Origin of the sequence: Granulicella sp. L46 (assembly GCF_009765785.1) — a bacterium.
In the GTDB taxonomy this organism is placed as follows: domain Bacteria; phylum Acidobacteriota; class Terriglobia; order Terriglobales; family Acidobacteriaceae; genus Granulicella.
In genome coordinates this window covers 482641-492834 of sequence record NZ_LMUT01000009.1, presented here as the reverse complement: position 1 = coordinate 492834, position 10194 = coordinate 482641, and the positions used below count along the sequence as shown (strand labels likewise).

The 10194-nt window shown below is 58.0% G+C and carries 8 protein-coding genes; 2 read left to right on the top strand and 6 right to left on the bottom strand.

Annotated features, from left to right (window positions below; genetic code table 11):
* Nucleotides 1-93: 93 nt before the first annotated feature.
* The 6 genes from GSQ80_RS08865 to GSQ80_RS08840 form a co-directional block, all read right to left on the bottom strand.
* Entirely contained in the window at nt 94-435 is a 342-nt protein-coding gene (locus GSQ80_RS08865) for a hypothetical protein (RefSeq protein WP_254059528.1), read from the bottom strand.
* Nucleotides 436-642: 207 nt separating this feature from the next.
* Nucleotides 643-1362 (bottom strand): di-trans,poly-cis-decaprenylcistransferase, encoded by a 720-nt coding sequence (locus GSQ80_RS08860; RefSeq protein ID WP_158787268.1) that lies wholly within the window; start codon nt 1360-1362, stop codon nt 643-645.
* Nucleotides 1352-2749, bottom strand: a complete 1398-nt coding sequence (gene creD / locus GSQ80_RS08855) for a cell envelope integrity protein CreD (RefSeq protein ID WP_158787267.1) — start codon at nt 2747-2749, stop codon at nt 1352-1354. Before creD ends, GSQ80_RS08860 begins: the two co-directional genes overlap by 11 nt.
* Before the next feature lie 54 nt (nt 2750-2803).
* Nucleotides 2804-3193 carry a transcriptional regulator gene (locus GSQ80_RS08850; protein WP_158787266.1) on the bottom strand — a complete coding sequence of 130 codons (390 nt, stop codon included), beginning with the start codon at nt 3191-3193 and terminating at the stop codon, nt 2804-2806.
* The gene (locus GSQ80_RS08845; protein WP_158787265.1) at nt 3183-3797 is read right to left on the bottom strand and encodes a hypothetical protein; all 615 of its coding nucleotides are present in this window, start codon (nt 3795-3797) and stop codon (nt 3183-3185) included. Before GSQ80_RS08845 ends, GSQ80_RS08850 begins: the two co-directional genes overlap by 11 nt.
* A gap of 405 nt (nt 3798-4202) precedes the next feature.
* Nucleotides 4203-6419, bottom strand: a complete 2217-nt coding sequence (locus GSQ80_RS08840; protein WP_158787264.1) for a TIM-barrel domain-containing protein — start codon at nt 6417-6419, stop codon at nt 4203-4205.
* A 184-nt stretch (nt 6420-6603) separates the two neighbouring features.
* Between GSQ80_RS08840 and GSQ80_RS08835 the strand changes: the two genes are divergently transcribed.
* A complete protein-coding gene (locus GSQ80_RS08835) occupies nt 6604-8904 on the top strand; it encodes an FAD-dependent oxidoreductase (protein WP_158787263.1) in 2301 nt (766 codons plus the stop codon).
* Nucleotides 8905-8912: 8 nt separating this feature from the next.
* Entirely contained in the window at nt 8913-10190 is a 1278-nt protein-coding gene (locus GSQ80_RS08830; RefSeq protein WP_158787262.1) for an MFS transporter, read from the top strand.
* The last annotated feature ends 4 nt before the right edge of the window (nt 10191-10194 follow it).

Sequence of the window (10194 nt, the reverse complement as noted above, 5' to 3'; positions counted from 1 at the left end):
GCTTTCGCCAAAGACTCTGAAGGCTAAGTGGAGACAGCTTAGCATGCTTCTGGAGGGGGCGGTCCCGGACCCTGTGAGGATGAAGTGGCGTTGTTAATACGACGCTTTCTTGAGCTCGAGCTTGGCAATCATGCTTCTACATAGAAGAAGGGGTATCACGCCAAATGCACCGAAACTGCAGTCGATGAGCCGCCAGGCAATGGGTATGCCGCGGACGTGACCTGCGATGAGGGCGAGGGGGATAACGCTGGCGCAGGCAATAAGGCCGAAGGTGATGACCCACTTGTTTCGAACCGGATCGATCAAGGGGCCAACGAAGGCAACGGCAATCACGAGATGAGCGAACGCCAGCCAATCTGTACCGTAAGCAAGGAAGGGATACGTGGCGTTGGTTGCATGGAGTGCGTCGTTGACCCGCGAGATCCAGGGAAGCAAGCGGGTAGCCTCGGAAATGGGGCGAAAGGGGCTTGTGTGCAAGAGGGATACAAGCCAGGTTAGCTCTGTTTGTAGGGGAAAGGCAGTGATCCCGCTCAGCACCAGACCGGTGATAAAGAGGGCGAGCCAGAATCGGATTCGGCGAACAGGGTCAGGCTGTGTCATGTGGGTGAAGAGGCGCGGATGCTCCAAGGTAAAAATCCTACATTACAGGGTTGCTGGAGAAGCGCCGCCGAAACGGCGCTCCCTGCGATGAAATTCCTGCCACGCAGCGTCGAGATCCTGCTCGTCGAACTCTGGCCACATGCGGTCAGTGAATAAGAGTTCAGCATAGGCGGATTCCCAAAGCATGAAGTCCGAGAGACGCTTCTCGCCGCCGGTTCGAATCAATAAATCAACATCCCCGCCTTGCTCATCGAAGGTGTCGGCTAACAAGGCGCGGAGGGAATCTGGCGACGGAGATTCTGTGCTCGAACTAGAAGCGGCGGCTGCGACTGCCGCACGAGTGATGGCGTCGCGTGACGAGTAGTCGATCGCGACATACAGGTTCAGGTTGCACCCGGTTGCGGTGACGGCTTCGGCTCTCATGATTTCGCTGACCACTTCTTTCTGCAAGCGATCCCGGCGCCCGATCACCTGCAGCCGTGCGCCGCGCTTGCGGAGCCGTTCAGCTTCGAGGCGCAGGTACACACGGAGCAGCCAGAAGATACTCTGAACCTCGGCATCCGGTCGACGCCAGTTATCGGAGGAGAAGGCGTAGAGTGTGAGGCGGGCGATGCCCAGGTCCAAGGCCCGTTCCACGACCCGCCGTACCGCGGCGATACCTGCCCTATGGCCTGCGATGCGAGGTAATCCGCGTTGCTGGGCCCAGCGGCCATTTCCGTCCATGATGATCGCTACATGATGTCCGCTTTGGTTACTTTGCATCCGGGACCTCCGGAGCGGACCCGGCTGCCGCTGGAAGGACGCTGTACCAATTGATGTTGCGGGTGAAGTACATTGCTATCGCAACTGCCAGAAAGCTCGCAATCGCGCCGACGAATAACGCGTTGTCTTCAAGTGTCAGGAGCAGATAGATCAGGGTGTAAAGGAAGGTGAAGACAACGAAGGCCCTTGCTCCCTGTAACCTGCTGGAGAATATCCAGCCTGCATTGAGCGAAAGCAGGGTTACCGTGGCAGTCCCAGCGAGCACGAAACCAAGCTCGAAACCAATGCGCTCAGCGAAGGACAAGAGGAGCAGATAAAAGATAATCTGTGCGATGCCTACCAGGATGTACTGGGCTAGATGGGCTCGTTTCCCGGTCGTGACCTCGAAGATGAAGTAGGACAGAAAGACCAGGCCGAGGAATAACAGTACGTACTTGAGAGATCGATTGACGGACTGATAGGGGTCGGCGACTTCGATGAAGGAGATGCCAAGCGCCGTGGAGTCGAGTCCCGTGATGGAGTCACTTGGGCCTTCGGCGCGCACACCGCGGGCGATAAAGGGAACGGACCACTCTGCCGTAAAGCCATGATCCGAAATGGTTCGATTGACTGGAAGGGTGCCTCCGTCGAACCCAGGATTCCGCCAGTCGCCCTGCGCGGTGAGATGCGTTGTTTTGCCGTATGCGAGGACCGAGATCCGCTCCGCACCGGAGAATCGCAGTGTCGAGGTTGCGTGAAATTGGGAGCCAGGCTTGACGATGCCGCCGACCTTGGCGCCGAGGAGAGATAGCTTTACCAGTCGGTTTGGGTCCGCGCCAAATGTGATGGTCTCAGCAACTTCCGCTGGCACCAGCGTTGCTGTTTTGCCGTCTGTCGTCAGGGTCGCGTCGGCCAGCGCTCCTCGTGGATCGCTTACACCCACTACGATCTCTGCCTGGCTCCAATCGAGTTGCGCGCCTTGAGGAGCCGCTGCCGGAACTCCAGACAGGTCGAAGATTGCGTCGAACTTCAAATCCGCCTGAAATACCGGAACCCTGAAGAGGGAGCGGTGACGTTCCTCCGTTGTCGTCTTGACGTCCGCAGCTGCTTGAGCAGGGAACACGAGATAGATGCCGTGCTGTGTTGAAGCAGCTAGAGATTGGGGTGGAATACTGTACGGAATAGCGAGCGTTGGTCCAAGAAACGTCTGCGGGCCACCCACGCGGCTGCTGATTTCATTCGTGACCGTCGCTGCGCGGCTTGTTCTGTCATCCACCAGGCCGCTTACAAAGAGTGCGGGGATGGCCATGAGTAGGGCCAGGCTACAAACGACGATGAGCTTCACGCCCATCGACACGGATCTGAATCGCTCTTGAAGATTCGATGACTTCGCAGGAAATTCCGGCATTTGCTGCTCCTTGTTGGAAAGTACTTTGTGATGCAAAGCTACAGGACAAAAAAACTAAGCCTTGGAGGGTGTGAGGCCGCGTACCTGGCTATGGACAGGTTCGGCCTTCGCTTCCCTGGCCGCATCCTGAATGACCTGTTCGAGAGCGGAGAGGTACTCGACATAACGCTTACGGCCGGAGGACGTAATGCGGCATAACGTCTGGGGCCGATTGTGTTCATACGATTTCGATATCTCGACCATCTTTCCCTTTTCCAGTACGCCCAGGTGTCGACTCAAGTTGCCATCGGTCAGGGCACACAATTTTTTCAGATCGTTGAACGCTAGTCCCTTAGGGTTGGTAATCAAGGACGTCAAGATGCTGAGTCGGGCGCGCTCGTGGATGACCCGGTCGAGACCCTCGTAGGCAAAGCGGCCGTCGCCGGATGGAGATTCAGGCTTCATCTTCATTCTCCGTTGAGGTGAAGAGCAGAATAGCTGACACCAGTAGCTGTCCTACGCCATAGGGGATGCCCATAGCCCACGGGGAGAGCGCCCGACTGCCTCCGATCGCAAGACAGCTTAGACCCGTCAACAAGTACCAAGCTCCCACCGCAATCATTGGGCGCGGTAAGAACCGGCACGATGAAAATATCCCAAGGCCGAAGAGGACCTGCCACATTCCGGGAAGCATCCATCCGGAAGGTGCCACATAGCGCAGAAGCACGACCGTGAGAAGCAGTCCGGCAGCAGCCGCGGGCACAAATTGCTCGACCGCCATACGCAGCATCTCGTTTGATAGCGCAGAGTGAATACGGCGCGAGCGCGTGTACATCTGAACCCCCGTCAAGCCAGCAGATAAAACGGCTGTCGAGATCCAGATGCCGAGGTAGACGGACATGTGCGTGGCGGGCTCGGGCAGCCACAATGCCTGGGCGCCGGCAGCCAAACCAGCGAGCACGCCCGTGGCCGCAAGCGTTGCCGGACCATAACCACGGAACTCCGTAGTATTGGCCAACTGTTTGCGGATGCTGCTGATATCACCAAGCGCTTTGTAGAGATCGTTCATCGCAGTTCACTTTGTAATGCAAAGTACATCAGGATCAGACGGCTGTGTCAAGATACGCCCTATTGCGGAACGACATTGGAGATGGATGGTGACGAAATGGTTCTTGTCAGAGATGTCATTCCGATTACTTTGCGGAAGCCTTGAGGGCAAAGGTCGCAACGTAGCAATTTTGAGTCTCCAGTGAGTCTGCAGAAACGTCGGACGATCCAAAAACCCCTATGAACACCGGGTTTGGACGTAATATTACCTTCTGCATCGGCAAGTGATTGATAAGTATTTTGTTATCTATTACTTACGCAACCAGTGTACGGTTGAGTCGATCGGCCTTGACCCTGATTCCGAGGCATGTGAACTATTTCACGGGGAGCGAAAGTATCGCGCGAGGATCCTGATGGCGTTCTCGCACTATTGCAGTAGGTTGACGGTGTAGGTTGAGGAGGATCCGGGGATGAACGTCAAGGAATAGCCTATTGGCGTGACTTGGATGGGTTTTCCCTGATCGTCCGTTACATGCATCGATGTCGACCGGGCACCATGGGAGGGAGCGCGGAGATTGATCTTGAGGGTGCGGCCCGTGGGGAGAGTTAAGTCAGTTTCTCCGGTAGTGGAGGTGGGGTAGATGCAGACCCGGATGCTGTCTGCGAGATTTTCCAGGGTGACGCCGGAGCCGCCGATGAACACAGGGGTCTTGCCTGGCGGTAGAGCGAAGGATTTCAAGACCTGTCCGCCGTTGTAGATGGTCCCAGTATCGAAGTCCATCCAGCGGCCTTTGGGAAGATAGATGTCACGGGTAGAGGCGGTGGCGTAGTCATTTCCGTACAGAGGGGTCGCCAGGATAGCGTCGCCGATGAGCCATTCGTAAGCGCGGGAGGTTGCGTTCTCGCGACCGTAGGCGAGTGTGTCCTGCGGAAAGGCGATGGGGAGCGGCGTCATGGTCCAGGGATAGCCATCTTCGGCAAAACGGCGAGCGTTGCTGTAGATGTAGGGAGCAAAGCGGGCATGCAACTTTGCTGCCTGCAGCATGATACTGGCTACGGCGGGGCTGAAGGTCCATGGAGGCTCGCCCATACCCATCGAGCTGTGCAGCGCTGCCCATTGCGCGTTACGTTCCATGTAGGTTTCCATGCGCGGTGTGCGAGAGGTCGCGAAATGTTCTTCGCCAAAGGTGCCGCCAACGATGTCGGGATAGACGAGGGGGAATCCCGAGTAGGCGAGGGCGAGCGCATTCACGGGCCCCCGGTCCTGGTCTTGATCATAGTTAAAGTCGTTGATGCGGTGGAGATCGCCGTTGGAGGAGAGATAGCCGTTGCGCTCGATGACGAGTCTGCCTTGCGCCATTAGACGGTCATTCGTGGGATCAACTTTGTCGTCACGCAGATGGTAGCCACCGTAGCCGTAGAAGTCTTCCTTGAAGCCGTCGATGCCATATTTTTCCCAACGAGCAACGAGATCCATATACCAGGTGAGCGCGGCAGGATTGTGGGCGTCGAGAAGGTAGTACGGCGACTTAGGCCAACCGCCTTTGAAGACTTCCGGCTGACCGTCTTTGGTGAGGAAGTAGTGGCCCGCAAGGCCCTGCGTTGCAAACGGTCCATCGGTGATGAAGGTGATGCGGAGGCCGAGCATGTTTTTGAGGCCTTCGTCGTGGAAATGCTGTAAGAGGCCGCGCGGGTCTGGGTACTTCTGCGTGTCCCAAAGACCAAAGCTGGTGGTTTCATGCATGGGCGGCGGGCTGGGCCAGAAGCCGGATCCGATGACGATCCAGCGCAGAGGATAGCCGGCGGCGAGATACCGGTCCACGCTGTCGTGAATGGTTTGCTGGTTTGTGTTCCAGCCAAGCGCTCCAAACGCCTCCCAGCCGACACCGAAGGCGTCATATTTGGGCGTGAGTATGCTGTAGCCTGCGGCGATGCGGGCGGCGCGATAGGCGGCGTAGATCTGGTGAGGGTCGCCGAAGAAGTAATGCATGGGCACCGAGGCTGAAGATTCGGCTACGCCCTGAACGATCTGAGTTTGCGAAGTATGGATGATCTTGGTGTTGGGATCGATGAGGAGTTCGGCGAAACCCTGCTTTGGGTAAATGATGAAGTTGCTGACGAGTCGAGTGATTCCCTGGCCAGAGAGGAACGCATCGTCACGAAAGCCGGTGACGTCGGTATTGAATTGCTTGTCGGCGAGCGTGGAAAACTGTTTCTGTTCGATGGCGTGGTCGGCTAGACCGAACGCGGGGGAAGCTCCGGCGGTTTGAAAGCGGACCTCCGCTCCGACGTGCTCTGGACGGGCGACGAGCTGGGCATGATGCGGGCTAAGAGTGATGTCGATCTGGACGTGGTCGCCAGCGGATGTCTGCGCGAATAGAAGGCAGTGAGCGCCCGTGCAGGCGGACGTGGAAGTGACCGACACGGGGGAACCGGCGAGCAGAAGGCCGGCGCTGGCGTCTGGCGAGACAACCTGTTTGCCGTCGACCTGGAAGCCGTAACGGAAGTTATGGCTGTCTGCGATGAACGTGAGGTTCCCGCTGGTGATGCGGATGGTCGGCGATGGGGTCTGGGCTGAGCTGCCCAGCGACAGGCTGGCGAGTGCGGAAAGCGCGAGCAAGGTCAGGGTGGAACGTGATGACATATGAATCTCCGAAAGCGTCGGTGACCGCGTGTCGTAAGCCGGGACGATGGATCCACTGTAGACAGGTTTAGCGATTAACATATACTCTTTTTGAGCATCCTTCGGCAATCGTCTGCTGCCGCAGGTGGAAGCAACTTGCGGCGATCCCTTATATGCGAGAGAAGAAAGGGCCAGGATTGTGTCTATGAATGCATCGCAGGCAACAGGCGCGCCGGGCACCAAGGCACAGACGAGGGAGATGCCTACGATCTCGGTCGATGCCGATCTGGTGGTGGTGGGAGGAGGACTTGCGGGAACGTGCTGCGCCATCACTGCTGCACGTGAGGGGCTCAAGGTTGCGCTGGTGCAGGACCGTCCAGTGCTGGGCGGAAATGCTTCGAGTGAGGTGCGGTTGTGGGTGCTTGGGGCGACCTCTCACATGGGCAACAACAATCGGTGGGCACGCGAAGGCGGGGTCATCGACGAGTTGCTGGTGGAGAATACCTGGCGGAATCCCGAAGGGAACGCGGTACTGCTTGATTCGCTGCTGCTGGAGTTCGTGTTAAGAGAGCCGAATATCCGACTACTGCTAAATACGGCGATCGACAGAGCAGAGTGCGCAGAGGATGGTGCGATTCGCTCCGTGAGCGGATTCTGCAGTCAGAATCAGACGCAATACGCGTTGCGTGCGCCGCTATTCTGCGATGCGTCCGGGGATGGAGTTTTGGGATTTCTGGCGGGCGCAGCATTCCGAGTTGGAGCAGAGGCTCGCTCGGAGTTTGGGGAACTGTTGGCGCCGGAGCAGGAGAATCAGGACTTGCTGGGTCACTCGCTCTATTTCTACACGCGGGATACAGGGCGGCCGGTGGTCTATGTGCCGCCCGCATTCGCCTTGCAGGATGTTGAGCGGATTGTGCGGTATCGGGAGTTGCGGGTAACGGATTCGGGATGCAGGTTGTGGTGGCTGGAATATGGCGGTTCTAGAGATACGGTCTATGAGACGGAAGAGATCAAGTGGGAGCTTTGGCGAGTTGCGTATGGTGTGTGGAATTACATAAAGAATTCCGGGACGTTTCCTGAGGCGGAATGCCTGACCCTGGAGTGGATGGGGATGATTCCTGGCAAGAGAGAAAGTCGGCGGTTTGAAGGCGATGTGATCTTGACGCAACAGGACCTGGTGGAGCAGAAACAGTTCGCGGACGCTGTCAGCTTTGGAGGGTGGGCTATCGATCTGCATCCGGCGGAAGGCGTGTACAGCCCAAAACCGGGTTGTGAGCAATGGCATGCGAAGGGCGTGTATCAGATTCCGTATCGCGCGATGTATAGCCGAAACGTGCCCAACTTATTTCTTGCGGGGAGGATTCTTTCGGCGAGTCATATTGCGTTCGGATCGACACGGGTGATGGCGACCTGCGCGCACAATGGGCAGGCGGTGGGTATGGCTGCAGTAATTTGTTCGGAGTCGAGTGTGCGGCCAAGGGAGTTGGTGGCGGAGGACAGGATGCGGGCGTTGCAACAGCGCCTGCTTCGCACGGGGCAACATATACCGGGCGTAGCCGGCGGGGATATTGCCGAAAAAGCGCGTTCAGCGGTGGTGACGGCTTCAAGTACGTTCGAGCTTGCGGAACTGGCAAGCAACGGCGAACGTGTTTCGCTGGACCACCCACGGGCAATGCTGCTGCCGTTGACCAAGGGAGAGGTTCCGGCGTTTGGACTGACGGTGTACGCACAGCGAGCGACGACTCTGCGCGCGGAGCTATGGATGTCAGCGCGATCGGGAAATTTTACGCCGGATGTGCTGCTGTCGTCGGCGGAGGCCGCCGTTGACGCGGGAGGCAAGGGGCAGAAAGTTGAGTTGCAATTTCATTGCGAGCTCGAGGAGGATTCCTACGGATTCGTGATGTTATCAACGAATGAAGACATCTCCGTAGCGGTGACAGACGAATACCTGTGTGGGGTGCTGACTCTGTCACAGCGGATGAATGGTGCAGTGGCAAAGAGCGCTGTACAGCAGCCACCGGAGGGATCGGGGCTCGACACGTTTGCCTTCTGGCTGCCGGACCGCCGGCCGGACGCACGCAACTTCGCAATCACGATCGACCCTCCGCTGGCCGGGTTCGAAGCACGCAACGTGATCAATGGTTTCTCGCGGCCATGGCAGAGCGCCAACGTCTGGATGCCGGCACGGAATGACCGCAGACCAGCCTTGAGGTTGACATGGACGGAACCACAGACGCTGGGACAGATAGAAATTGTCTTCGACACGGATTACGATCACCCGATGGAGTCGGTGCTGATGGGACATCCTGAGCGAGTGATGCCAGGATGTGTGACGTCCTTTGAGGTTCGTGGGGAGGGTGGCGAGCTACTGGGGGAGGTGAAAGAGAACCATCAGACACGCGTCCGGGTTCGATTTGCGCAGGCTGTGGTGACGCGAGAACTTTCGGTTATCCTGCTTTCGCATGGACGCGCGCTCCCTGCAATCTACGAAGTGCGCTGCTACTAGAGACTTTTATGGATGCAGCAAAGACACCCGTGATAGAGCGACCGAAGCAGCGGAATCCGTGGTTGCTTGTGGCGGCCTTGTTTGTGGTAGCGCTGATTAACTACTTCGACCGGCAGAGCCTGTCGGTAGTTGCGCCGCGTTTTCAGCGAGAGCTGGGCATGAGTGATGAAGGCTATGGGCATGTAGTAAGCCTCTTTCTTTTTGCATCCACAATCGCGTATGCGCTGTCTGGATTTGTGGCGGATGCGCTGGGATCCCGGAAGGCGATGGCTTTGTTTGTGGGGTGGTGGTCGCTGGCGGAGGCGGCGACGGCCTTTGCGACGACGACGATGCATCTTGGGATTGCGCGATTCTGCCTGGGACTCGGCGAACCGGGCCTGTGGGTAGCTGCGCCCAAAGCGGTGGGCGAGACGTTCAGTAAGGAGAAGCGCGGATTGGCGATTGGGGTTTACACCATGGGCGCAACGGTGGGCGCGGTGGTCGCGCTGCCGGTGATTGCGATGATTACCACCCATCTGCCTTGGCGCTCGATCTTCCTAATCGATGGCGCGGTTGGACTGCTGTGGCTGCCGTTCTGGTTTTTCGCGTTTCGCTCGCAGACGGCGGCAGAACGGGTCACGATTGAGATCGCCGAGAAGGGCGTTGGCCTGGAAGCGAACGAGGCAGGGCTGCGCGCGGTGCTGGCGAAACCGGCAACCTGGAAGCTGGCGCTGGCGCGCGGGATTACCGATCCAGTTTGGTATTTCTATCTGTTCTGGTTTCCGAAGTATCTGCTGTCGGCGAGGCATATGACGCTGGCGCAGGTGGCGCACTTCGGATGGGTCGTGTACCTGGGTGCGGGAGTTGGCACGGTTGCGGGTGGGATGGTATCGGGATGGATGATCCGGCGGGGCGTTCGAGTGGGTGTCGCTTACCGCTACACGATGCTGGGAGCGGGGCTGGTGATGCCCCTCAGTCCGCTGTGCAGTTTGCTCTCGAGCAGTAGTTTGGCGATTGCGGTGGCTTCGATGATTGCGCTGGCGCATATGGCGTGGCTGGTGACGCTGACGGCAACGATTGTCGAGGTGTATCCGCAGTCGATGCTGGGCAAGGCGGCCGGACTGATTGCATCTGGCAGTGGCTTCGGCGGGATGCTATCCAGTGAATTGATTGCGTATCTGGTAACGCACCATGGATACCGCCCGATCTTCTTTCTGATGGCGGTGATGCATCCGCTGGCGATTGTGCTGATATGGAGGGTATTCAGCATTCGGCCACAACAGGAAGTGAGCGTCGCAGCTGCGTGATGCG